Below are 25,800 nucleotides of genomic sequence, written 5' to 3' on the forward strand. Positions count from 1 at the left end.
AATATGTTATTCAATGTGCTTTATGAAATAATCACTTGACTTTCTAAACATAAAAAAGAACTTTTGCACATATATATGCAAAAGTTCTTTTTTATATACACTATATATTATTTTCTTATCTTTCTCACTGATACAACCACAAGTGCCGCCGCTACGATTCCGGTAAATATGTATATTGGGAGTCTGTCTCCTGTCTGTGGTGCCTTTCCTGCCTGTGATACACCCGCAGTCTGAGGATCATCATCATCCGGTATATCTATGTCATCCTTGACAAACACTGCAAGCTGTCCATCCGATGGGAATTCTGCCAGAAGAACTCCGCTCTCTACGCTGAATGGAATCTTGGTCCAGTCTCCGTCATCCGGAAGAAATCTCACCTGAACTGTCATATCACTGGTGATGGCTGCTCCTCTTATCTTTGTCGTCTCTATCTCAGAATAATCATAATCATTCACCGCTGTAACTGAGAACACTGCAAGAGTTGAATATCCATCCAGTGATTTATCTCCAAGCACCTCCGATGGTGCATCTCCAAGCATGAGATTGTCAATATCCGCTATAGTTGTATCCGCCTCGGATATGAGAATGTGTGTCGAATCTGTCTCATAATCATTCTCCGGGCTGTTATTCGCAAATGCTGTTGTTCCGCAGCCTAATGTTATCGCCACCGCTGCAAGCCAGGCTGCCGCTTTTCTCTTAAATGAAGCTGCCTTCCCCAATCTTGTTGTCATAACCTTCACTCCTTGTCTCCCTGATGTCCTTCTCCTGACATCATACTTTGTTCCAAAGTATACCATCATAAAAAGAGCGCGTCAATTGTGCAAAACTCCCTTTTTTATCTGGCATCCGCTTCTATTTCCCCTGTGAGTACCGACTGCACGATCCATCTTTTTCCATCCATTCCACAACATGTAGAAAGAGTCAGCAGTCTGCTGTCAACATCTATTTTTTGGTCATTTTGCACAACCCCAATATCAAAATTCTCGTCAAATATTCCATCTATGTACGACCGTCTGCCTTTTTTGTCAGAGAAATCATTGTATGTGAATATATGTCTGTCATTTGTCCTGTATGCAGCAAACACCGTATAACACAGCGTACTGTTCGGTGTGTATACATACACATTCCTGTTGTTTCTGAGGAATTCCTCATCCTCATAATTGTGCAGAGTCTTGAACATAGTTCCACTGGACATGTTGTGTCCATACATGACCGTATCAAAATCCGAAAATCCTCTGGAATTTGCAGAGTCTATGAAGATTGCTCCATCAGGGCTGTACTCCCCATATGCATCATGGCTCAGATAATAGCTGTTGTCACTGCCCTGCAGTACCGCATAATCGACATCTGTTCCAGGTATGTATATCCACGCACATATATCCTGATTCTTTTTCTGAAGTTCATCAAAGTCCACCTTCACATGCGGGAATATCACATCATCAATTCCTGCATCCTGCTTGGACGAGGCATCGCTCTCCGTAGCTCCATCTGTTCCATAATCCACATACTCCCTGAGTGCCCGGTTTGCACGGTTGCTCCGGTTATGTGCAAACGCATATCTCACGATCAGGCAGATGCACACCAGCAAAACCACCGATGATACCCCCAAGACTACCTTCCATAAGAGCTTCTTACGCTCTCCTCCCGGTTCGGTCATCACTGCCTCTATCTCAGGGCTGTCGGTATTTCCATTTTCTGCGTGACTTTCCCGCTCATTGTCCTCGACAACGGATTGCGCGAGCGCCACCGCCTCTGCAATTTTTCTTTCTAATTCTTCCTGTCTATCATCGTTCTGCATACAGGCATTACTCCACTTCTCTGTAGAACATTTCGACAAGCTGCTCCTTTAACGCCGCATCGTCAACAATATATTCATCATAATAATTCTCTCTCTCATATGAACCCGGGAACTCATACATTCCGTCATCAGTAAACTCCGCCCCGGCAAATTTCCACGCCAGATACAGCATCCCGGTTCTGGATATGTCTGTTGATATATATCCCGACATCTGTTCATACATATCCCATATCTTCAGGGGATTTCTCTTAAGCTTTTCCTTTAGCAGGCCGCACCATGCACACATGTACTGCTTCTGCCTGTCCATACGGGCGGCATTTGTTCCTATATCCTCCGAGGCACTGTTGCGCTCCGTCACATAATATACCGCCTGCTCCCCCGACAGTGTCACTGTCTCGCCCTGGCGTATATCTGCTCTGTCCAGATCCTCCATGGCTTTCACCGTCACTCCGCCGACAAGCTCGTTCATCTTGCTGATCCCATCAAAGTCAAGCGTCACATATGCATGTATCGGAAGTCCGTCAAGCAGTTCTGATACCGTATATTCCGTGAGTTCCGCACCGTCAGCCACATCACTGCCATATGAAAATGCCAGTGCTGCCTGAAGATTCTGGGTCGTGATATATTTGCCCGCAACACCAAATACCTTGACAGGTGCCAGAGTATCCCTGTTGATATTCAGGCATCTTATCGTCTTGTCCCTGACATTGAGTGTGACAAGTATCAGGGCATCCCCCTGTCCCACGGTGTCAGCCTCTCCTCTGGCATCCACACCGATACACAGTATATTAATGTTGTCTTCATCATACATGTAGCTGTGACCTTCATACAGCATTTCAGCATCCCTGGATCTTTGTCCTCTGAGGGAGCTTCTGCCCGCATGAAGATATGCCGCACATACCAGGATCACCGCCACAACTATAGCCAGAACAGCCACGGCTGCTATGAGTAATTTTTTCTTAACTTTACTGTTACTTTTCATGTTCATGTTCTCAAAAAGCGGCACGGAAACTTCCGTGCCGCTCTTGTTCTTATCTTATATGCCTGACGTACTGCAATGCATCAATATTTCTTATCGATTATGCATACAGTGGATACTTCTCTACAATGCTCTTTACAAGCTGCTCAGCCTTTGCCTTATCATTGTCAAGGACTGCTGCCTTTATGGCGTCTGCTATGATCTCCATGTCAGCCTCATTTGCACCTCTTGTGGTAACGGCCGGTGTACCAAGTCTTATTCCACTTGTTACAAATGGTGACTTAGGGTCGTTTGGAACAGTGTTCTTGTTTGCTGTGATATGAACCTCGTCAAGAAGCTTCTCAACTTCCTTACCTGTAAGTCCAAGTCTCTTGAGATCCATGAGCATCAGATGATTGTCTGTTCCGCCTGATACAATATCAAAGCCTCTTGCCATGAGTGCCTTTGCAAGTGCTGCCGCATTCTTGACAACCTGCTCCTGATATGCCTTGAACTCAGGTGTAAGAGCCTCCTTGAAGCATACTGCCTTACCGGCTATCACATGCATGAGAGGACCGCCCTGGATTCCAGGGAATACAGCCTTGTTGAAATTAAACTTCTCATTTATCTCGTTGCTGCACATGATCATACCACCACGAGGTCCGCGGAGAGTCTTGTGCGTTGTGGTTGTTGTCACATGAGCATATGGGATTGGGCTCATGTGAAGTCCTGCTGCCACAAGTCCGGCGATGTGTGCCATATCTACCATGAGATATGCTCCAACCTCATCAGCGATCTCTCTGAATCTCTTGAAATCAATAGCTCTGGCATATGCTGAAGCTCCTGCTACGATAAGCTTTGGCTTGCACTCCTTTGCGATCTCGAGAACTCTGTCATAATCTATAAATCCGTCATCGTTTACACCGTATGGCACGCAGTGGAAATACTTTCCAGACATGTTGACCGGTGAACCGTGGGTGAGATGTCCGCCGTGATCAAGATTCATTCCCATAAATGTATCGCCAGGATTAAGTATTGCGAAGAATACTGCCATGTTTGCCTGTGCTCCTGAGTGTGGCTGTACATTCACATACTCACAGCCAAACAGCTCCTTGGCTCTCTCTCTCGCAAGGTCCTCAACAACATCCACATACTGACATCCACCGTAATATCTCTTACCAGGATATCCCTCTGCATACTTGTTGGTGAGATGGCTGCCCATGGCTGCCATAACCGCCTTTGATACGATATTCTCGGAAGCTATGAGCTCCAGATTGTTATTCTGTCTGTTGAACTCGTCTGTCATTGCTGCCGCTACTTCTGGATCTACCTTTGTTATCTCGTCAAAACTGAACATCGAATTTACCTCCATCAAAAATTTGTTCCTATTATACTCATATATATCACTGTTTTTCAACAGTAAAATTTAACATGTCCTTGTACTGGCCATACTCGTACTCATCATAAAAATATTCCTCAGGTCTTGCGGATATTCCAAGCTCGTCATACCATTCGCCGAGAAGCTTATCTCTGAGCTTTGTCTTTGTCGGCTCCGCCAGCGTGTTGTAGTTCCACAGGCTGAAGTGAAGAGCGTAATTTATATAGTCCTTCTCTATCTCTGTGTACAGACCGTGATCCTTCAGCATCTGTCTGAGTGCCAGCAGCATGTGATAGAAGTTATCCCACGACTTCTCTCTGGTCTTGGACAGCGAATCCCGGGTATCCACTCTTCTGTGGATGAGTATCTCACTTACTGTACATATGCGCTCCGCCAGCACCAGCGCGCTGAACACGAACAGCGCATCATTTGTGGTTCTCTGCTCCTGGAATTTCAGATCATTCTTCATCACAAATTCCCTGAGATACAGCTTATCCCACGCCCATCCCACAAATGCTCTGAATATATTTGTGGATATCTGTCTGCGGTTAAACGGCTCATACGGTGGAAGTGCCCACTCTATCATGGCCCACTTCTCATATACATACTCCTCAGTATCCATGTTGTACTGGTCTGATTTGTAGATGACTATCTCCGCCTGCTCCTCCTCGGCTCTGCGGAAAGCCTTCTCTACCATCTCAGGCTCGTATAAATCGTCGCAGTCGAGAAACAGTATATATTTTCCTGTTGCCTCCTGCATTCCGCGGTTTCTTGCCGCACCCGCTCCGGCATTCTTCTCTCTTATAAGTACGATCCTGTCATCCTTCTGCGCATACTGTTCTATGATCTGCGACGAATTATCGGTGGATCCATCGTCAACGCATATTATCTGTATATTTCTAAGGGTCTGTCCGGTTATCATGTCCAGACATCCCTCTATGTAACTCTCCGCATTGTATACTGTCAACACAATCGATACATCAATCACTGATACACCCCCTCCATCTCATCTGTTAGTTTCTATGCAAAAGCTTCTTTACAGCCTTCTTCAGTGTCACCGGAACAAACATCACAGCCTTGCCCACACGGAAAGTGGTTGATGTCTCATAGTTGATCCGCTGAGCTTCCATCTCTCTTCTGAGTTCATCATTTTCTCTGTGACTCGCATCCAGCTCTTCAGCGCGTCGCCCCAGTTCATTGTTAAGGTCAAATATCTTTTTGCTGTAGACTACCTTGCCGAGATAATATCTCTTGAGAAATCCCGGATCCTTAGCAAGAACATAAAGCCCTGTCTTCTCCTCCTGGCTGAACAGCTCCTGGTCAAGCTCATCAAGTTCCATGCTCCTGTGGAAATCAACAGCCATACGCTCAGCAAACTGCCAGCCCGCATCCTCTGTCATCCAGTGAAGCATCTCGTAGTAACATCTCCATCTCTGAAGAGTGTAATATCCCTTCCACTTCTCCCACACAGACCAGTCCTGCATGAGATGATCCTTTATGCGGTCGTAGGTTATATTGACCGTGTACGCCGCACCCACATCGTCTATCCACACTGTGTCTATCTCAACTCTGTCACACATGTCACAGGCTGCAAACATCGCCCTATCAGCATGTACAAATGCCATCCACAATATATACAGATCAGGAAACAGCCCCTGCTGATGTGTCTCCACTCCGTCGCAGTATGTGTCCAGAAAGCTTCTGCTGTAAAGCCCCGCGCACACATGCCGTATCGCTATCGATATCTCAGGAGACGATGCCAGGCTCATAACCACTTCTCGCTGGATACTGTCATCCATTCTGTCATCAAACACTCCGATAAATTCCAGTTTTCCCTGCACGGCCCTTTCTGCCAAATGCTTCACAGCCTCCTCCGAAACAACCACGCATGGTCTCGCCAGAAAAACATAATCGCCAAGATCTATCTTTTTTAAGCTGACATTCTCTGTACTCACTCCCTGCCCTCCTCATGTAAATTTCAAATAATATACCGAACATTTTTCACCAGCGCCAATTATACCATTAATTTCATTTTTTGTGAATACAGAGAAGGGCACAGGAGTATTACCCCTGTGCCCTTCTCTGTATGACATGTATTATTTTATCTCTCATTTCCTGCCACAAGAGCCGTTCCATCATAATCGATGACTATGGCTGACTGTGTGCTCACGCTACCCGCAAGTATCATCCTGGCAACAAGAGTCTCCACATTCTTCTGCAGATATCTCTTGAGCGGTCTTGCACCATACACCTGATCATATCCCTGATCGATGATGTGCTGCTTTGCACTCTCCGTAAGTTTGATAGTGATCTCTCTGTCTGCCAGTCTGCTGTTGAGATCTGCCATGAGAAGATCAACTATACCACTGATGTTGTCCTTGGACAGTGCCCTGAATGTAATGATCTCATCGATACGGTTCAGGAACTCAGGTCTGAATCTGCTCTTTAGCTGAGCCATTACGTCATTCTTCAGTTCATCTGTGATCTCTCCGCCGGCAGCTGCAATATCTGCACCGCCGATATTGGATGTCATGATGATGATCGTATTCTTGAAGTCCACCGTTCTGCCCTGAGAATCCGTGATACGTCCGTCATCAAGTACCTGAAGGAGCACATTGAACACATCCGGATGTGCCTTCTCTATCTCATCAAAGAGGACAACCGAATATGGCTTTCTACGAACAGCCTCTGTCAGCTGACCGCCTTCATCATAACCTACATATCCCGGAGGCGCTCCTATAAGTCTTGACACACTGTGCTTTTCCATGTATTCACTCATATCAATACGAACCATGTTCTGCTCATTGTCAAACAATGCCGCTGCAAGACTTTTTGCAAGCTCTGTCTTACCAACACCGGTTGGTCCAAGGAAGATAAATGAACCTATCGGTTTGCTAGGATCCTTTATTCCCGCCTTTGATCTGATGATCGCATCGCTGACATAGTCAACGGCTTCATCCTGCCCTACAACTCTCTTCTTAAGTTCGCTGGCAAGATTGAGGGTCTTGCTCTTCTCGCTCTCAGTAAGCTTTGCAACAGGAATTCCTGTCCACTTGGATACGATCTTCGATATCTCATCTTCTGAAACCACCTCATGAACAAGCTCCCTCTCCTTATCTGAAGCTGTGGACTCAGCCTCTGCAAGCTCTTTCTGGATCGCTGGAAGCTTACCATACTGAAGCTCTGCTGCCTTGTTCAGATCATAATTTCTCTGTGCAGCCTGAATATCAGCCTTGACCTGCTCCATCTCTTCCTTGAGAGTTCTTATCTTCTCAACTGCAGCCTTTTCATTCTCCCACTTTGCTTTCAGGGAATTTGCCTGATCCTTGAGTTCTGCCAGTTCAGCCTGAAGGTCTGCCAGTCTCTGCTTTGACAGATTATCCTCCTCCTTCTTAAGGGCTGTCTCCTCAATCTCCAGCTGCATTATCTTACGTGTGATCTCATCCACTTCAACAGGCATTGAATCAAGCTCTGTCTTGATCATGGCACACGCCTCGTCAACAAGATCTATTGCCTTATCCGGCAGGAATCTGTCTGTTATATATCTGTTGGAAAGAACCGCTGCGCTTACAAGGGCACCATCTGATATCTTAACTCCATGGAACACCTCGTACCTCTCCTTGATTCCTCGAAGGATAGATATTGTATCTTCAACGGTTGGCTCATCCACCATAACTGGTTGGAAACGTCTCTCAAGAGCCGCATCCTTCTCTATATACTGTCTGTACTCGTTCAGTGTTGTGGCACCTATACAGTGCAGCTCACCTCTGGCGAGCATAGGCTTAAGCATGTTTCCCGCATCCATTGCACCATCAGTCTTGCCTGCTCCGACGATAGTGTGAAGCTCATCGATGAACATGATCACTTCACCCTCAGACTTCTTAACCTCATCAAGGACATTCTTAAGTCTCTCTTCAAATTCACCTCTGTACTTGGCACCGGCCACAAGAGCTCCCATATCAAGTGCAAATATCTTCTTGTTCTTAAGTCCCTCTGGCACATCACCTCTGAGTATCCTCTGTGCAAGTCCCTCTACAACCGCAGTCTTACCTACACCAGGCTCACCGATAAGCACCGGATTGTTCTTTGTCTTCCTTGACAGGATCCTGATCACATTTCGTATCTCAGCGTCACGTCCTATTACCGGGTCAAGTTTCTGCTGTCTTGCCCTCTCGACCAGATCATATCCGAACTTCTCCATAGCCTCATATGAGCTCTCCGGATCATCGCTGTCCACCTTGTGGTTACCTCTGATTTCTGCCAGCTCCTTGAGGAATGCATTCCTGCTAACTCCCCAGCCTTTAAGAAGCTCCTTGATATCCGAATCAGCCTTATCCACCATGCCGAGGAACAAATGCTCAACAGACACATATGTGTCGCCCATCTGCTTTGCTTCCTTCTCTGCCTGGATGAGAGCCTTTGAGAAGTTATTTCCGGCATACATATTGCCTCCGCTGACCTTCGGCAACCTTGCCAGCTTATCCTCCACCGCATTCACGGCACTAGTAACATTCACGCCCATCTTCTCAAATATCTTGGCTATCAAACTGTCATCTATCTCAAGCAAGCCAGCCAAAAGGTGCATCTGCGTAAGTTCCTGATTGTCGTACTCCAGAGCTTTTTCTTTTGCTTTCTCTACAACTTCCAACGATTTACGTGTGTATTTATCCATCTCCATAGCTGTTTACCTCCTAAACTAAACTTTCAGGGAACTGATACCTTAATATCACTTCCCTGTCTGATGATAATATAACACACCTGTTAGCACTCGTCAACACCGAGTGCTAATATTTTTTTATTATTTTAAATTATTTCTCTCTACGGTAAACTACCACCCCGGCAGCCCCTAATAAACATGCCATCATGACTATGAGCATCAATGCCACATTTCCGTCATCTCCGGTATTTGGAGCACCTGACTCCTTTTTTGAGTCTGCTACAGTTGTATTCTCTGTTGAGGTCACGTTAGTTTTCTCATCGGTTGTCTGTCTCTCTGTTGTTACCTTCTCTGTCGTCTGCTCACTTGACGTTGGTTTTTCAGTTGAAGGTTCATTTGTAGTTGGTTCATTTGTAGTCGGTTCATTTGTTGCTGGTACATTCCCCTTCTTTACCACTACCTTTGCAGCAGGAGACGCATAATAATTTTTGGTCTCCTTATATCTCACATAATAATTTCCATCTGCAAGTTTCTTAAGTACCGTGCTTTCACAATCCAACCATTTTTTCTTGTCAACACTATATTCCATTGACGTCTTCAGATTAGATATCTGACCATCATTTTTCCCATCCACAGTTTCTGCCGTTGCGACCAAACCTGTAGGTGCCTTCTGTTTTGCCTTATCTATTGTGAACTCTTCCACGATCTGTCCATGCATGGTATTCTCACCCTTGATAGTAACTGTAGCTGTTCCCGCATCAATATTATCCGCATATACACATGAGTAACTTTTTCCCTCTGTCAGAGTCTTTCCGCCATAAGAAACCGTAACCGCAGGTTTCTTTTCTTTTCCATCGTACACATACGATTTTGGAGCAATGCTGACAGCGACATCTGCATCATCCGACAAGCTGCGGTAACGGAGAATAAAATCCTTAGCCTTGGCTCCTGTCTCATCATCAATGATTGTCGTTCCTTCTACAGAAAGTCCCTCTGGTACAAACTCCTTCACACCGTCAAATCCATCTGCAATATGCCCAAAGTTGCTAAGTCCGTCACTGTTCTGTACCGTAAATACACAGTCTGTATCCATCTCAAGTTTTTCAAACCAACACTGTGAACCGTTGAGCGTTACATTTGAGCCATTATTCAGACAGATTCCATCTTTTGTCATCCAGTTGATACTATCCGTAATGAATTTGACATTTGACAAAGTCAGCATAGCATTAGTAAATCCAACACTTCCATTTGTGATACCGCAATTTAATGTTCCGTTTTTCACGTATAACGAATAATCAAAATTCATCATCTGCAAAGTGACACTTTTACCGTTGAGATCTATAATGATATGTTTATTATGTTCACCATCATTGTATCCTATAGAAGCCGAAGGATCATATATATCACTAATTATACATATTGTATAGCCATTCTGTGCGGCTACAAATGCATCAGCCAGTGTAGCATATGATCCGATCTCATCGCCATTGCCATCCGTCACAATTGCCACATCCCCATCCGCGGCCTGCACCTTCACAGAGTTCTTTCCCGCAATAATCACTACAGCAAATATACATGCCATAATCAACCCAGTTACCAATTTCTTTGATTTCATAATTATCCCTTTCCTCCTGTCTTTAATCCCTGGCAGTTACTGCCAGATATTGCCATCAACATAACAAATAATTATAATACACTGAGTTTTTTAGTAAACTAGCCAAACGGCTGGTTTTTAAAATTAAATGACTAAATGCATAACTTTAGTACGAAAAAGAACCAGCACTCAAATGCCGGTTCTCCCTGTTATGATATTATTCTATTATCACAGCTCCTCACCATTGGTCTCTATAACATGTTTGTACCAATAATAAGAATCCTTCTTGTATCTGTTCAAAGTTCCACTGTTCTCGTCCTCTTCTCTGTCCACATACACAAATCCGTATCTCTTCTGATATCCGTTGAGCCAGCTGAGAAGATCTGTGTAAGACCATGTGCAGTATGCCAGGACACGGCAGCCATCATCACACGCTTTCTTGAGCTCCTCTATGTGATGTTTCAGGTAATCTATCCTGTACGGATCATGGATCTCCCCATCCTCAAACTTGTCAAATGCGCCGAGGCCATTCTCAGATATGACTATAGGAAGATCATATCTCGATGTTATCTGTCTGCAGCACATGCGAAGTCCCATCGGATCGATGGTCCAATCCCAGTCTGTCGTAGGAAGGAATTCATTTGCAGGATTCTTGTAAAGTCCCGGAACACCCTGAACCTTTGCCGTGCCCTTCTTGCCGGTCGTGTTCATCTCGTGAGTCGTTCCCACTCCGTCTATCGGGTTGTGCTCGACAACGCATGACTGATAATAGTTTACACCCATGAAATCTATGAGACCTGCAGCCTCCCTGAGGATATCCTCGTCACCGTCCTCCATAACCGGAGTTAGATCCTTGCTCTTGAGGTAAGCAGCGGTAGCCCTTGGATAACGGCCATAGGCATACATATCCATCCAGTAGAAGTTGTTCAGATCATCATAATCCATCTTCGCCATCGCATTTTCAGGCTTTCTGTCAAATGCGTATGACGGTGTATATGCGAAGGATGAACCGACCTTAGCATCCGGGCAGATCTCCTTGAGTGCAATAACACTCTTGGCGTGTGCCATAAATGCATGATGGTTTACCTGATAGAACATCTTCTGGTCATCAACCTTTCCTGGTGGGTGCATTCCTGCATTCCAGCCAAGACCTGTAAATACATTCTGCTCATTCATGATTATCCAGTGCTTTACCCTGTCACTGTATCTCTCAAACAGAACCTTTGCATATCTGACGAAATCATCGACTATTCGTCTGCTCTCCCATCCGTGATACTGCTCCTCAAGTGCCTGTGGCATATCCCAGTGGTACACTGTTACCATAGGAACAATTCCATACTTAACCAGTTCATTGATCAGGTCATCATAGAACTGTAAGCCCTTTTCATTTATCTCGCCATTGCCATCAGGTATGATCCTTGGCCAGGATATTGAGAACCTGTAAGTCTTAAGTCCCATCTCCGCCATAAGTGCCACATCTTCCTTGTATCTGTGGTAATGGTCAACCGCCTTATCACCTGTCGTAGCCTTAAATGTTTTTCCCGGGATCCTTACGAACTGATCCCAGTTGGATGGGCCTTTGCCATCCTCATTCCACGCTCCCTCTATCTGATATGCAGCAGACGCACTGCCCCACAGGAAATCTTTTGGGAAGCCATTTGATCTGTCAAAATACATAAACCGTCCTCCATACTATATAGAATCTGTATAGCATGCCTTCAACATGCCTTTGTCGTCATATGCTACAGACTGCCCAGCACATCTCCTATCTTATCCGCTATCAGAAGATCTGCATTGCTGTCCGACTGTGTCGGGGACATATTTATAACCACCAGTTTCCGCCCCCTGAAATATCTGATAAGTCCTGCTGCCGGATATACCACAAGTGAGGTTCCGCCAATTATCAGCGTATCCGCCTCGGATATATACTGAAGTGCCCTCGACATATTGTCCTCATCAAGTGCCTCCTCATACAGCACCACATCCGGTTTTACAGTGCCTCCGCACTTTTCACACTTAGGCACACCATCCGAATTGACTATATAATCCAGGTCATAGAAAGCATGGCATTTCTCACAGTAATTTCTGTGAACAGAACCATGGAGCTCTATGACATTCCTGCTACCTGCCATCTGGTGAAGTCCGTCGATATTCTGCGTTATCACCGCCTTGAGCTTTCCCTGTTTCTCAAGCTCCGCCAGCTTTATATGAGCCTTGTTCGGCTTTGCATCAGCAAATATCATCTTGTCCTTATAGAATCTGTAAAATTCCTCCGGGTTACGTCTGTAAAAGCTGTGGCTGATTATAGTTTCCGGCGGATACTTATACTTCTGATTATACAGTCCATCCACACTTCTAAAATCTGGTATACCGCTCTCCGTCGATACTCCTGCACCGCCAAAGAAAACGATATTATCCGAATCTTCTATGATCTGTCTCAGCTCATTCAACTTTTCTGTATCCATATACATACACCTCCAGACAATGACTACTGTGTCTCAGTAACCTTTACCATAACTGTACACGTATTTACCACGGTGTACTTATCTCCATCAGGGACACTGAGCGTGATCGTATTATCGCCATATGAGAGCTTGGAAGCATCTATGGACAGCTTCAGGCTCTTGGCCGATACCTTGGACACCGCACTTGAGATTCCACTCACGGTTATCGTATTGCTATCACCCATGCTCATCTCATAGCTGTATCCACTCTGCTTGCCCCTCAGGATGATATCCCCTGTGGTCACCGTTATATTTCTTGTAACTGATTTCTCGATCGCTATCTTCACATTGATGTATGCGCTCTCCTTTGTCACGACCACACCCTCTGGAAGATACTTTGATACATCAAGTGTCGTCTCAACATCTGCTGTACATCCGCTCACATCAACATCCGTTATATCAAGGCTTGTTATATCCTTTATTATCGATGCGTCTCCACCTATATCAACGGTCTCCGGTACATATGTTATATCTGATACAAGATATCCATCCGCAGGATCTCCTGTGACATCCACATGAACAGGTATATTCTTAGTCTTGTATACCGGAACTGTGACTGCTATCGATATCTCATCGTAGGATATCGACTTGTCTGATATCTTCTCACCATCAGCGGTTACAAATACAGGCGTACAGTTTGTCGTTATATCATCCTTTGCACTGGTCACATCAACTGTCACCTCTGCACGATCTATGCTCGAAACTATACTTGCAGCACCCTTTATCGTTATGAGGTTTGGAGCTGCCACACTGTTACCAACCGTATATCCGGAAGCAACCTCGCCTGTTGTCACCACGGACACAGGAACTGACACTGACTTCTCGTCCTCAAGTTCAACTGACAGCACGTTGTCCACAACAGTTATGCTGACCTTTTTAGCTATGTTGGTGCTGTTCGCAGTTACAGTGATAGGCACCGCATTTGTTATGGATATCTTTGACATATCCGCTACAGCCTTGAAATCCGACGCATCAAGATCGCTTATAAGTGATTTACGTCCTTTGACGACTATATCCACGGTATCACCTGAAGTTATCGTGTACAACTGATTCTGACTTGTTATGGCGTCAGTATTTACCAGATTGACCGGAATGTCCCTTATGGTCCTTGTCACGGCTGAATCATCGATGTTCAGTACAAGAAGCCACACCAGAAATCCAAGCACAACCGACAGAAGCTTAAGACCTATATTGCTGTATATCTTATTTGCCTTTTTCTTAGGCTCTGCGCTGTTATTTTTCATTCTCATCAGCCTCCTTTCTGGAAGCTTTATTCTTATTCTCCACAACGACTCTCTTTCTCCGCTTAACCGGACGGGCACCTGAAGACCTGTGGCTCTTTCTTCCATTATACTCCTTGCACAGCGTCTGAAGATGCCTTCTCACGCCCTCGCTGTCCAGATTCCTGAAGAGCTCGCCTCCCTGTGCAATGGATATTGAACCTGTCTCCTCAGATACGATAAGAGTCATACTGTCTGACACCTCACTGATACCTATACCGGCTCTGTGTCGTGTTCCAAGCTCCTTGTTGATGGAGTCATTTGCAGACAGTGGCAGATAACATGTGGCAGAAACCACCCTGTTCTTTCTTATGATCACCGCACCATCATGAAGCGGTGTGTTGTGCTCAAATATATTGAGAAGTAACTGGTTAGTCACGACCGCATCGATCGGTATTCCCGTATCAATATACTCGCCCAGTGCAACTTCATTCTCAATGACTATGAGTGCACCGGTACGGTTTGCAGACAGGACCTGGGCCGTCTTCACAAGCTCATATATCGTTTTCTCCGATATAACACCATCATCCTCGCCATCTCGTATAATGTAATTGATCAGCTTCTTTCTTCCAAGCTGTTCAAGTCCTCGTCTGAACTCCGGCTGGAACAGGATCACCACCGCTATTATTCCCACACTGAATGCATTCTTAAGCAGATATAAGATCGTATTGAACTGGAACACCGCCGCAATGGCAGTGAAGAGCACGATCATAACTATACCCTTCAGAAGAGTCCATGCTCTGCTCTGCTTGAACCACAACATGATCCTGTATATAAAGAATGACAAAATAAGTATCTCTATTATATCTACTGTGCCTGGAACTGTTATATAAAACCAATCAAAATACGTTGATATAAACGTTGATATCTTATCCATTTCATCCTCCTTTCGGTATATAAATACTCCGTATAATTAATGTGACCTGACAAAAGTCAGGTCACTCACATGTAAGCTCTTTTCAATGTATCTATCTTGTTGATCCTGTAACAGAATCTTCCTTTGCCGCTGACCGGCTTCTCTGTGCGCCTGATCCGGACGAAGTCGTCCTCTTCTGCTGTGGTCTTGGCGATGGCTGCTCTCTTCTGGCTGCCTTTCTCTGGGCACCACCCATGACCTTTGGCACAGCCTTTACATAGTAGTAGTAGTCATCGTCCTCAAACTGTGTATTCTCAACACTTGAGTAGTCCACAACTATCTTGAAGAACTGAACCACTATGGTCACCAGTATCGCCAGTATGCATCCAAGCAGAGCCCCCGCAAGGGATACCTCAACTTCCATGGACAAAGTTCCAACCAGGAACAGTATGATCTCTACCACACCGCCTGTGATGATGGCAACGTACCATGAATATGCAAATGACATTCTATATATTATGTATGTAAGAACTATAACAACTGCAAACACTATTATGGTGAGCAGAAGTGTCTTATCCTGCACCAGATGCTGGAAAATATACTTGTATCCCTCTATCAGATCACCCTCTGCTGAACTTGAGCTTAAAGCAACGTAATCAGCAGTATGCTTCAGGAAGAAGTAGAATATACAGCCAAATGCTGCAGGAACCATTCCTGTGAATCCAGCTGTCATTCCAGCCAGGATTGGCATGAAATACTGGAACTTTATAATGTAAAAGAATGGCATAAACAGAATGATCCATGATGCCTTAGGGAAAAATCTTATATATACACAATACATTATCACAAATATGACAACAAATGAGATTCCAAGCTCCAGACTTGCGCTGGCAACCTGGGCACATGCGTACAGTCCTGCAATGGCAAGTGTGAGCTGGCCTGAAAGGAACGCACACACAAAAGCTGCTGCCAGGACCACTACGATACTGCTTATCGTGCTGTTATATCCTGTGAGATGGTTTATTGACCAGAACACAACAAGTGCCAGTATAAACTTACACAGTGGTGAAACAAATTTATCATACTTACTACAAAAATTCTTTACTCCATCGCGGAAATCCAGAAGTGTTGACATTATCAGTTAGCCCTCCTCTTTTTTTTGACAGAACGGCGTGTTCCGTCCTCGTTCTCATAAAATTCTATCAGTTTCTTAAGATTCTGGTTATACTTTATGAGTTTTGGCTTTGCCTTCATATATCTGTATGTATATAAGACCCACGCGAAAAGCGCAAATGCAATACACACCACTGCATAGCCGCCCACAATGCTGCTCGCCACCTTCACATAGTCAAGCTCTGTGAGCTTCTCAACTATATCTGCAAGATTATAGTATATGTAAGCTGCGGCAAAAACTACAAACAGCACCGTAGATGAAACAATTGTCTTAAGACAGTTAAGCTTCACATAGTCACTTTGAAAATATTTACCCTTTTCGAGATCCTCACGTCCAAGCGACTCCTTGTACATGGCGATCTTCGTCATTAGAATGACCTTTTCTTCATTTACCATTGCTCGATTCTATCTCCTTATTCTGGTCACTTTTCCACAAATGACCATAACTAGCAGTATTATACCCCGCGTCTTAATATTGCGCAAGTTTTATATTTAGAATTTAATGTCTATTAATGTATGATCACCAAGTGCGTCCGCCGTAGTAATCATGTTCATTTTTGTATGTCTCGTATGCATCCATCTCCTGATTTCGTTGCTCAAGACTGTCTCCCTGGATGGCATCGAGCTGCTTTCGTATCTCCGATTCTTTATCAGAAGACTGAGGCTCCTGTGTATCCTCTTCGTTTTCATCGTCACAGCCCTGACTCTTCTGGTCATTTGGATCCTGATCACCTTTCTGATCCTGTTCCTCCGTCTGCTTCCTGAGCTGCTCCTCAAAGGCATCTATCTCATCCTTCAGAGTCTGTGCATCCTCGTAATGTCCATCCTCATCATCCCTGTGGGCGCAGTCATTCTCTATGAGAATGTCCTTTGCCCCCTCAAGTATGTCTATCACCTCATCCAGATTCTCTTTGGTAACACCATCAGGATCTATCTGCTTCACTATGGACAGCGCGAGGTTGACCCTTGTCTTACAGTCGGACTCACCACCCGGCTTCTTTTCAAGTGCCTTACGAAACTCCTGCTCGGCGCCCTCGTAATCTCCCTGACTGTAATATACATCACCAAGATTATAATGGTATATATGTGGCTGAGTAAAGCCAAGCACGGCGTTCACTGTGCTGTCCACATATTGTCCCTTTTTGTATTCACTTATAAAATGCTCATTGCACAGATAATTCACCAGAAGCACCGCCATACACAGCAGGCTGACAGCTCCGGTCACTGCAGCAACGATCTTTATTATTCCTGATCTGTTTTTCATTTTATGACTTTCTTTCTCATATCAAAAAATTCATATACAACAAGTCCTGCAAATAATGCTGCAAACAGATAATATATATCCACATATCCTATAGTCTTACCCTTATCCGTTGACTCAGCGGTTCCCCGTGACTTCTCCACAACCTTATCCAGCGCAGAACCATCGTTCATATTTATATAGTCGACGCCCAGATCATCGGCAATCTTTTTCAGATTATCCTCATCGATCTTCGACACCGCTGGTTTATACGGGTAGTCCGATGTGTCCTCAAGCAGCTCCTTCCGGTCATCGTAATATGATTTCACATACATGTTACCGCCTTCCTTTGTGCCGTACCCCAACACTGCGCCTCCATCAATATATTTTTTCGCCCCGTCAAATGACTTGAGTCTGTCGTCGTTGGTTATTTCACCATCGCTTATAAAGAACACGACCACATTTCCATCATTTTTCTCCTTTGCACGCTTAAGGGTATCCGTCATCACATCTATGCAGACATTCATGGACGACCCCCTGGCATATAGCGAATCCAGCGGATATATTGAATCCAGAACACTTTTTGCAAAATTTGAATCATCCGAATATGGCGATATCAGATTTGCACTATTATTGAAAGTTATGACTGCAAATTTAGCACCGTCCATCTCATCAACTATGTGCTCGCAGTCTTTCTTCACCGCCGTCAGCCTCTCTGTATCCCCAGCATAATCCTGAGCCAGCATGCTTATGGTGTCATCCACAACGAACAGCACATATGTGTCAAGCTTCCGGACACTTGTCTCCACGTTGCTGCTTGGGACCATGATCCTCAGATTGATGAGAAATATCAGTATGATGGCAGCTATCTGCCTTATATATGCGCTTCTCTTCCGCCTTTTCAGGAACGCCATGCCAACGCACAATATGAGCATAAGCCAGATTGGTATAATTGGATCTATTCTCATAATTCTCTCCTGTAACGTCTTATAATTTGAGCCAGCGGCCAAGTCCTAGCATTCCTGCAAACAGAACCAGCATCAATACAAATGGATATAACAGCTCAGGTGTCTCAACATCCACCATCCTCACCTTGACCAGATTCTTACTCAGCTTTTCTATCGATGATACTATCTCTCCAAATGATCCGGATTCCTCCTCAAGATAGAATTTACCACCGGTCTTCTCCACCGCATTCTTCATGGACTCCTTGTTTTCCGGTGTCATCTCCTTTGTTCCAACTCCATACACCGTGACATTGTTTGAAACACATATATCGGCCGCCTCATCCAGAGTTGCCACCGGTGTTCCCTGTATATCATTGTCAGTGGAGAATATTACCACCTTTGTCCTCTCCTTGTCAGCATCCGAAAAATCGATTGCCGCAGCAGCAAGGCCGTCCCCTATAAGTGAGCTTCCCCTCTGCTCATTTCCAATCAGAGTTCCAGATGATATATATGCCTGATAATATATCCAGTCGTACCCCGATGAAAATGCATCGTCCAGATTCACTTCATTTCTGCTCTTCAGACACTGTGCGATCAGATCAAGCTGATCCTTCACATACTCATAATCATCCGTGAGCGGAGTAAGCAGCACCGGACTTGTGTTAAATATCACGATTCCAAAACGTTCGCCCTGAAGCTCATCAACTGTTTTCTTCAGCTTGTCCAGCAGATTCTCGTTGAGATAATCCACGGATGTTGATATGTCGATACACAGAATGATGTCCCTGCAATACTTTTCATCCTGCATACGCCTGCTCGTGTATGGTTTTGCCATGAGCAGGAATGCCGATACGACAACCAGTACGCAGCATATGAGCGTGGCTGTAAGCCCGGTCTTATATAATATTTTTCTTTTCCTGAAATATGCCTCATCTTCCTGGCATATGAGCCCTGCGATCTTTTTTCCTCCGGCATATTTCTTTGTCTTTTTGTATTTCACAAACACAAATACCAGCATAAACAGCGCAATAGCCAGGCCTGCATATAGAACAATATGATATTTTATTGCCATCTCTCAATCAAACTCCTTGTCTTCTCAAGGGAAGCCCTCACATCACCATCGGACTTTCTTGCAAATTCCGGCGCATAATACTCAGCCACAAGATAGTACAGCTCCGGCATGTTTAATCTTTCTATATCATACAGAGTATAATTCTGAACCCTTATGCCGGTTGCAGCATGAACAAATCCCCTGATACAACGGCTCATACGCTGATATGCACCTCTTACATCAAGTTTTCCCTGATCATACTGTCCCGCAATATCCGCCAGTTCTGACAGATATCTGGCCTTCACTCTACCCATATCCATAGGCGCAGGCTTCACCACCTTCGGCAGCTCCGCCGCCATTTTTCTACGTCTTCTCAGATACCAGCAGACACCAAAGAACAACAGCACTGCGGCTGTTATCACTCCGGTCAGCACGATCGGCCATACCACATACGAAAGCGGCTCCTGCAAATTCACTGAACTTTCCATATCTTATATCTTCTTCCTCTTATCTCCGGGCATCAGCCCATTTAACTACTTTCCAGAGCTCTCAGTCTTGTGCTTGTTGAGCAGCTCTACTATCTTTTCATCCATGCTGTCAGAAGACCTGACCGTCAGGTACGAAATACCAAGTTTCTTAAGCTTGTCGTCACAGGCACTTGAAAGCTCCTGCCTTTTCCTCTCTTCCTTCTTTGTCAGCTTCATGTCCCTGGTAAAAAATTCAGGAATATATGTGTCACCGGATAAGTCATATACATTCTTACCGTTCATCCCGGCATCCTCAACATTTATAAGCAGTATATCATGCAGTACCTTTAACTGCTTTACAGTTGCCTCCGACATATTCAGGATACCTCTGGTGTCCGTCACCACAAGTATGATCATTCTCCTCCTGAAATTCCTCGCAATGAAGCTCAGCGCATCCCCCGTATCCGAGTCATTAGTCATGGTAACGTTCCTGTGGTAACCCGCAAGAATATTTTCGACATTTGCAAAGCCTGTCTTAAACGGATAGTGCTCCACGCCCCTGTCTGAAACATAAGTAGCGCTCACATAATCACCATTGTCACACACCATATATGCCAGGGTTCCTGCCGCCATAAGTGCAACGTCACTCTTCTCCTGAACATCATTGGCATATCCAAGCATACGTTTTCCGGCATCCATCACCAGCATTATATTATGCTTCTTCTCGGCGATATACTGTCTGACCAGAAGCTTCTGGCTCCTGGCAGATGCTTTCCAGTCCATGTCCTTGATATCATCGCCAACGACATACTCCCTGAGCTCATCAAAGTTCATACTCCTGCCCTTATAGATGGAATTGTACGAACCATCGATTATCCTCGACGTTGCCTTGGTAGTATATATGGTCTTATATCCCTTCATATTTCCCTGTATTCTGGATATATATGTCATCTTCATAATTAACTGTCTTCCCCTACGGCGTCTTAACCGAACCTATTATGGCATCTATAATCTTCTCAATCTTCACGTCTTCCGCAACAGCGGCAAATGTAAGCATGATCCTGTGTCTCAGGACTGAATATCTGAGTGCTTTCACATCATCAGGAACACAATATCTTCTCCCATTTATAAGTGCGATCGCCTTTGCTACCTCCATGAACGCAATAGCCGCTCTTGTGCTCGCACCCATGGCAACATACTGTGCAAGCTCAGGTGCAAGTATCTTATCCGTCATTCTGGTTGCCTGAACTATATCAACTATATATTTCTTTATCGCCGGATCTATATAAATCCTCTTGCACAGCTTCTGAAGATACACCACATCGTCAACGCTGGCAACGGACTTCACGTCTGAAAAAACTCCTGCCTCCACTCTGTTGAGTATCTCCATCTCATCCCTTGCGCTTGGATATGTCACAGTCTCCTTGAGAAGGAATCTGTCAAGCTGTGCCTCTGACAGCACATACGTACCCTCAGATTCGATCGGATTCTGGGTCGCTATTACCACGAACACCTCCGGCAGCTTATATGTCTTTCCTCCTATACTGACTTCTCTCTCCTGCATCGCCTCCAGCATGGCACTCTGTGTCTTCGCACTGGACCTGTTTATCTCATCGAGTAGTACAAAGTTCGAATAAACCGGACCTATCTTATCCTCAAATGTATTGGTCGCCATGTTGTACATCTGGGTTCCAATTATGTCGCTCGGTATAAGATCCGGTGTACACTGGATCCTTGAAAATGATCCATTAACCGCCTCTGTCATAACCCTGGCAGCAGTGGTCTTGGCAAGTCCTGGAACGGATTCCAGAAGCACATGACCGTTTGTCATCATTGCAACCAGAAGTGAATATCCCAGATAAGGCTGTCCCACAACCTTACTGTTATAGTAACTCAGCAAATTGTTGATTATCTCCGAAGCCTTCTGGACTTCTTCATTTGTTATCTCTCTGTTATCCTGCATAACTACTCTCTTTCCTTTATTTATTATGATGTCTGTCTCCCCGGCATCTATGGTATATAGAATATACCTTTACATGTGATTGCTCAAGTTAACAAATATAAAGTGCCCATGCTATATTTTGTCCATATAAACAAAAAAGTGACCAGGGGGTACCTGGTCACCATAATGAGGGGAGAGAGGATTCAAATAAATGAAAACTCTACTCTCACATATTAACTTATGTTCCATCATAAGTCAACTATTTTTTTCGTTAAATATACCTTTTATTTACAATTTGATCTGCCTACTCCGCATCCGCTACTCTAGTATCCGCATTCACATAACTTGCAGGATTCCTGCGCTTGATGACCCTGAGTACAAATATCAGAAGAACCATCATTGCTATGAATATCGGAAGCATGATAAACCACTTAACATGCAGATGGTATGTAAGCGGTCCAACTATAGCATATGACACGAATGACATGATAGCCGCTGTTATCGCATATGGAAGCTGTGTTGCCACATGATTTACATGGTTACACTGCGCTCCTGCTGATGCCATGATAGTGGTATCTGATATAGGTGAGCAGTGATCTCCACACACAGCTCCAGCCATACATGCTGATATCGCTATGATCATAAGCTCATTATTCTTACCCTCAAATACTGCACACACAATAGGGATAAGTATTCCAAATGTTCCCCATGATGTTCCTGTTGCAAACGCCATGAGACATCCAACTATAAATATAACCGCAGGAAGGAAACTAAACAGACTTCCCGATGCAGATGTCATTGCTGTCTGTACAAAATCCTTTGCACCCATCATATCGGTAGTTCCCTTGAGCGTCCATGCGAATGTAAGGATCAGTATAGCCGGTACCATTGCCTTAAAGCCCTCTGGTATAGCCTCCATACATTTACCAAAATCCAGGACTCCTCTTATCACATACAGAAGAATTGTAATAAGCAGTCCGAACAAGCTTCCAATTGCAAGTCCAACAGATGCATCACTGTTTGAGAATGCCTCTACAAAGCTTACACCGCTGAAGAATCCACCTGTGTAGATCATTCCTATAATGCAGCAGATAACAAGACATATGATAGGTATTATAAGATCAACTACCTTGCCGTTGCTGTTGACCACATCAGTCTCCTCTGCTGTGACAGTCTTCTTGCCATCTCCCATTGAGAGAAGATCTCCCTTCAGGGCATTGAGCTCATGCTTCTCCATGGAACCAAACTCAACCTTCATAACGATCATTGCGATCATCATCGCAAGTGTGAGGAATGAATAATAGTTATATGGTATGGCCTTTATAAACAGACCAAAGCCATCCTCACCCTTTACAAATCCACTGACGGCCGCAGCCCATGATGATACAGGGGCTATGATACATATAGGTGCCGCTGTTGCATCTATAACATATGCAAACTTCGCCCTTGATATCCTGTGTTTATCAGTTACAGGCTTCATAACGCTGCCGACTGTGAGGCAGTTAAAATAGTCATCGATAAATATCAGAACTCCCAAAAGAACTGTGCAGAGCTGCGCGCCCTGTCTGGTCTTGATATGGGTAGCTGCCCAGTCACCAAATGCCTTGGATCCACCTGCCTTGTTCATAAGTGCAACTATGGTTCCAAGAATGACAAGGAATATCAGTATACCTACATTATATGAATCTGAAAGCTGTGCGATCAGTCCATCCTGCAGTACATTCGATATACTGCCCGTAAAACTGAATCCGGAGGCAAACACACTTCCTATTACAATTCCTATAAACAGTGAACTGTAAACCTCCTTCGTTATAAGTGCCAGCGTGATAGCGACAACCGATGGTACAAGTGCCCAGAATGTCGCATATGTCGATGGCGATGGAATCTTATCTACATATATAGACAGAATTCCGAGAACCGCAATAATGAGAATTACCACGGCAATGGCAATAAGATTTTTCTTGCTACTCTTCATCTTGATCCTCCCTGATCTTTTTTCGTATGCATATTATCTGTGATAATTCATCTGTGGAATAATGTATTATCACGTCATATAAGTAAAGTTATATCACATAAGCATGCCATTTGAATAGTGCAAATGTCTGATTTATTCCTTTTCAGTCAAAAACAGTCAAAATTTATTATGAATATGTGAATATGACGGAAAACAATCAAATGCTATTGCATAAATAACATTTATGTCATATTATCAGCTTGTAAGCAAGAGATACAAGAACAGCAGAAACATCTTCAGCTTACACTGGAATTTGACAATTTACTATTTTTTGTTTTTACTCCCTTTTTTCGTAGTCAGAAATGACTACACCCCCCAATCCCTTAATTGACGCAGCCGTCAAGCGGCTGCGTCCCTCCCTTAAAGGTGAGTAATCAAAGGTTATGATATATTCAATATCAGCTCACAAAAAATCTTATATAAATAAAAAGAGCAGAAGCATGATCGCCTAATCGTGATTCTGCTCTTTTATTATTATATATCTCTTCTGTATTGCGCAACTTGCCTGTGTGCAACTTGCGCAATATCGTTGCGTTATGTTACATTAGATGATTTTTTACGATTATACATGCAAAAGTAGTCAAAAACAGTCAAAATCGCCAACAAATATGGCATTATAACCTAAATGAGCCAAATGCTATTGCAATCCTGATCCATTTATCATATTATCAACTTGTAAGCAAGAGATACAGAAAAACAACAGAAAGCGTTGACAGCTTACACTGAAATTTGACAATTTACTATTTTTTGTTATTTACTCCCTTTTTTGTAGTCAGAAATGACTACACCCCCCAATCCCTTAATTGGCGCAGCCGCTTGACGGCTGCGCTCCTCCCTTAAAGAGAGTAAAGCTAATATATGAGTTATACTCAATCGGCTCACAAAAAACTTTATATAAAAAAAGAAGCAGAATCATAATCGCCTAATCATGATCCTGCTTCTTTTTTATTCTTCAATAAATCCCTTGAAGTTCTTCTCCACCAATTTTCTGGGCACCATGACCTGATGATCACAGCCAGTACATCTGAGTCTGAAATCCATTCCTACTCTGAGTATCTCCCAGGAATTCGTTCCACAAGGATGCGCCTTCTTCATCTTTATAACCTGTCCAACCTCAAATACCATTCTGATATCTCCTCCTTCGGAATCCTATAAATATACATACTGTACGTTTTGGAGGGCTTTGCCCGCATAAACAAATAAAAGCTGAAACTCATAAAAGTTTCAGCTTTTCATCTAGTGCCCAAAGCTGGAATCGAACCAGCGACACGAGGATTTTCAGTCCTCTGCTCTACCAACTGAGCTATCTGGGCTTACATAAAAATAGCGGGGACAGGATTTGAACCTATGACCTTCGGGTTATGAGCCCGACGAGCTTCCAGACTGCTCCACCCCGCGGCAAAAAAATAAAATGGGCGGAGATGGATTCGAACCATCGAAGCATTACGCAGCAGATTTACAGTCTGTCCCCTTTGGCCACTCGGGAATCCACCCATTTATTGCTTTTGGCAACTTCTTGCTTTAAGCAAAAAGCCGATGATCGGACTCGAACCGATAACCTGCTGATTACAAATCAGCTGCTCTGCCAATTGAGCCACATCGGCATATTTAATTGTCAAATGACCCCAACGGGATTTGAACCCGTGTTACCGCCGTGAAAGGGCGATGTCTTAACCGCTTGACCATGGGGCCAGGTTTTCAAAAGCAGCTCCCCGAGTAGGGCTCGAACCTACAACCCCTCGGTTAACAGCCGAGTGCTCTACCATTGAGCTATCGAGGAATATCACCTGGTAAACCACGGCGTCTTTGTCAATGTTAACACATTTGACTTGAAAATGCAAGTGTTTTTTATATTTTTTTAACTTGTACCTTCAGAATTTCACACAGAAAGAGGTATCTTCTAAAGCTTATCTCTTAGAAACCTCTAAGGATAAGTCCTCG

Annotated in this window: 22 protein-coding genes and 6 tRNA genes; all 28 read right to left on the reverse strand. The window is 44.2% G+C overall.

Annotation, left to right across the window (positions count from 1 at the left end; translation table 11 throughout):
• Positions 1 to 107: 107 nt before the first annotated feature.
• Complete coding sequence (locus AB5150_RS11425) at positions 108 to 731, reverse strand: hypothetical protein (protein WP_015533966.1); 624 nt, start codon at positions 729 to 731, stop codon at positions 108 to 110.
• A gap of 104 nt (positions 732 to 835) precedes the next feature.
• Complete coding sequence (gene srtB / locus AB5150_RS11430) at positions 836 to 1,798, reverse strand: class B sortase (RefSeq protein WP_368291884.1); 963 nt, start codon at positions 1,796 to 1,798, stop codon at positions 836 to 838.
• A gap of 7 nt (positions 1,799 to 1,805) precedes the next feature.
• Complete coding sequence (locus AB5150_RS11435; RefSeq protein ID WP_158576563.1) at positions 1,806 to 2,780, reverse strand: LCP family protein; 975 nt, start codon at positions 2,778 to 2,780, stop codon at positions 1,806 to 1,808.
• A gap of 97 nt (positions 2,781 to 2,877) precedes the next feature.
• Positions 2,878 to 4,113, reverse strand: coding sequence for a serine hydroxymethyltransferase (glyA, locus tag AB5150_RS11440; RefSeq protein WP_015533968.1), 1,236 nt, complete (start codon positions 4,111 to 4,113; stop codon positions 2,878 to 2,880).
• A 46-nt stretch (positions 4,114 to 4,159) separates the two neighbouring features.
• Positions 4,160 to 5,122, reverse strand: coding sequence for a glycosyltransferase family 2 protein (locus tag AB5150_RS11445; protein ID WP_368291885.1), 963 nt, complete (start codon positions 5,120 to 5,122; stop codon positions 4,160 to 4,162).
• Positions 5,123 to 5,147: 25 nt separating this feature from the next.
• Positions 5,148 to 6,089: a hypothetical protein gene (locus AB5150_RS11450; RefSeq protein ID WP_368291887.1), complete on the reverse strand. Its 942-nt coding sequence runs from the start codon at positions 6,087 to 6,089 to the stop codon at positions 5,148 to 5,150.
• Between the two features lie 146 nt (positions 6,090 to 6,235).
• Positions 6,236 to 8,812 carry an ATP-dependent chaperone ClpB gene (gene clpB, locus AB5150_RS11455; RefSeq protein ID WP_015533969.1) on the reverse strand — a complete coding sequence of 859 codons (2,577 nt, stop codon included), beginning with the start codon at positions 8,810 to 8,812 and terminating at the stop codon, positions 6,236 to 6,238.
• A 130-nt stretch (positions 8,813 to 8,942) separates the two neighbouring features.
• Positions 8,943 to 10,406, reverse strand: coding sequence for an LPXTG cell wall anchor domain-containing protein (locus AB5150_RS11460; protein WP_368291888.1), 1,464 nt, complete (start codon positions 10,404 to 10,406; stop codon positions 8,943 to 8,945).
• A 207-nt stretch (positions 10,407 to 10,613) separates the two neighbouring features.
• Complete coding sequence (locus AB5150_RS11465) at positions 10,614 to 12,062, reverse strand: glycoside hydrolase family 1 protein (protein WP_368291889.1); 1,449 nt, start codon at positions 12,060 to 12,062, stop codon at positions 10,614 to 10,616.
• 65 nt (positions 12,063 to 12,127) lie between these two features.
• Entirely contained in the window at positions 12,128 to 12,850 is a 723-nt protein-coding gene (locus tag AB5150_RS11470) for an NAD-dependent protein deacylase (RefSeq protein ID WP_015533972.1), read from the reverse strand.
• A 23-nt stretch (positions 12,851 to 12,873) separates the two neighbouring features.
• Entirely contained in the window at positions 12,874 to 14,133 is a 1,260-nt protein-coding gene (locus AB5150_RS11475) for a YbbR-like domain-containing protein (protein WP_022216139.1), read from the reverse strand.
• Positions 14,123 to 15,046 (reverse strand): diadenylate cyclase CdaA, encoded by a 924-nt coding sequence (gene cdaA / locus AB5150_RS11480; RefSeq protein ID WP_055147046.1) that lies wholly within the window; start codon positions 15,044 to 15,046, stop codon positions 14,123 to 14,125. The genes AB5150_RS11475 and cdaA overlap by 11 nt, the downstream gene beginning before the upstream one ends.
• Positions 15,047 to 15,137: 91 nt before the next feature.
• Positions 15,138 to 16,160, reverse strand: a complete 1,023-nt coding sequence (locus AB5150_RS11485) for a hypothetical protein (protein WP_055147049.1) — start codon at positions 16,158 to 16,160, stop codon at positions 15,138 to 15,140.
• A gap of 2 nt (positions 16,161 to 16,162) precedes the next feature.
• A complete protein-coding gene (locus AB5150_RS11490; protein WP_015533974.1) occupies positions 16,163 to 16,594 on the reverse strand; it encodes a hypothetical protein in 432 nt (143 codons plus the stop codon).
• 124 nt (positions 16,595 to 16,718) lie between these two features.
• Positions 16,719 to 17,462 carry a tetratricopeptide repeat protein gene (locus tag AB5150_RS11495; protein ID WP_055147055.1) on the reverse strand — a complete coding sequence of 248 codons (744 nt, stop codon included), beginning with the start codon at positions 17,460 to 17,462 and terminating at the stop codon, positions 16,719 to 16,721.
• Positions 17,459 to 18,406, reverse strand: coding sequence for a VWA domain-containing protein (locus tag AB5150_RS11500; RefSeq protein WP_015533976.1), 948 nt, complete (start codon positions 18,404 to 18,406; stop codon positions 17,459 to 17,461). The genes AB5150_RS11495 and AB5150_RS11500 overlap by 4 nt, the downstream gene beginning before the upstream one ends.
• Before the next feature lie 19 nt (positions 18,407 to 18,425).
• Positions 18,426 to 19,457, reverse strand: coding sequence for a VWA domain-containing protein (locus AB5150_RS11505; protein WP_022216143.1), 1,032 nt, complete (start codon positions 19,455 to 19,457; stop codon positions 18,426 to 18,428).
• On the reverse strand, positions 19,448 to 19,924 hold the full coding sequence (locus AB5150_RS11510; protein ID WP_022216144.1) for a hypothetical protein: 477 nt from the start codon (positions 19,922 to 19,924) through the stop codon (positions 19,448 to 19,450). The genes AB5150_RS11505 and AB5150_RS11510 overlap by 10 nt, the downstream gene beginning before the upstream one ends.
• 45 nt (positions 19,925 to 19,969) lie before the next feature.
• Entirely contained in the window at positions 19,970 to 20,860 is an 891-nt protein-coding gene (locus AB5150_RS11515) for a DUF58 domain-containing protein (RefSeq protein WP_368291891.1), read from the reverse strand.
• 16 nt (positions 20,861 to 20,876) lie between these two features.
• Complete coding sequence (locus AB5150_RS11520; RefSeq protein ID WP_015533980.1) at positions 20,877 to 21,866, reverse strand: MoxR family ATPase; 990 nt, start codon at positions 21,864 to 21,866, stop codon at positions 20,877 to 20,879.
• Between the two features lie 283 nt (positions 21,867 to 22,149).
• A complete protein-coding gene (locus AB5150_RS11525) occupies positions 22,150 to 23,820 on the reverse strand; it encodes a Na+/H+ antiporter NhaC family protein (RefSeq protein WP_022216147.1) in 1,671 nt (556 codons plus the stop codon).
• A 984-nt stretch (positions 23,821 to 24,804) separates the two neighbouring features.
• Positions 24,805 to 24,984, reverse strand: a complete 180-nt coding sequence (locus tag AB5150_RS11530) for a DUF951 domain-containing protein (protein WP_015533982.1) — start codon at positions 24,982 to 24,984, stop codon at positions 24,805 to 24,807.
• Positions 24,985 to 25,099: 115 nt separating this feature from the next.
• A tRNA-Phe gene (locus tag AB5150_RS11535) sits at positions 25,100 to 25,172 on the reverse strand.
• 11 nt (positions 25,173 to 25,183) lie between these two features.
• A tRNA-Met gene (locus AB5150_RS11540) sits at positions 25,184 to 25,257 on the reverse strand.
• 14 nt (positions 25,258 to 25,271) lie between these two features.
• Positions 25,272 to 25,353: transfer RNA gene (locus AB5150_RS11545), tRNA-Tyr, on the reverse strand.
• Positions 25,354 to 25,390: 37 nt separating this feature from the next.
• Positions 25,391 to 25,463: transfer RNA gene (locus AB5150_RS11550), tRNA-Thr, on the reverse strand.
• Positions 25,464 to 25,479: 16 nt separating this feature from the next.
• Positions 25,480 to 25,551, reverse strand: a tRNA-Glu gene (locus AB5150_RS11555).
• A gap of 16 nt (positions 25,552 to 25,567) precedes the next feature.
• Positions 25,568 to 25,639, reverse strand: a tRNA-Asn gene (locus AB5150_RS11560).
• Positions 25,640 to 25,800: the final 161 nt, after the last annotated feature.

It is taken from the genome of Coprococcus sp. RTP21281st1_F1_RTP21281_210402, assembly GCF_040915325.1.
GTDB lineage: Bacteria > Bacillota > Clostridia > Lachnospirales > Lachnospiraceae > Coprococcus > Coprococcus aceti.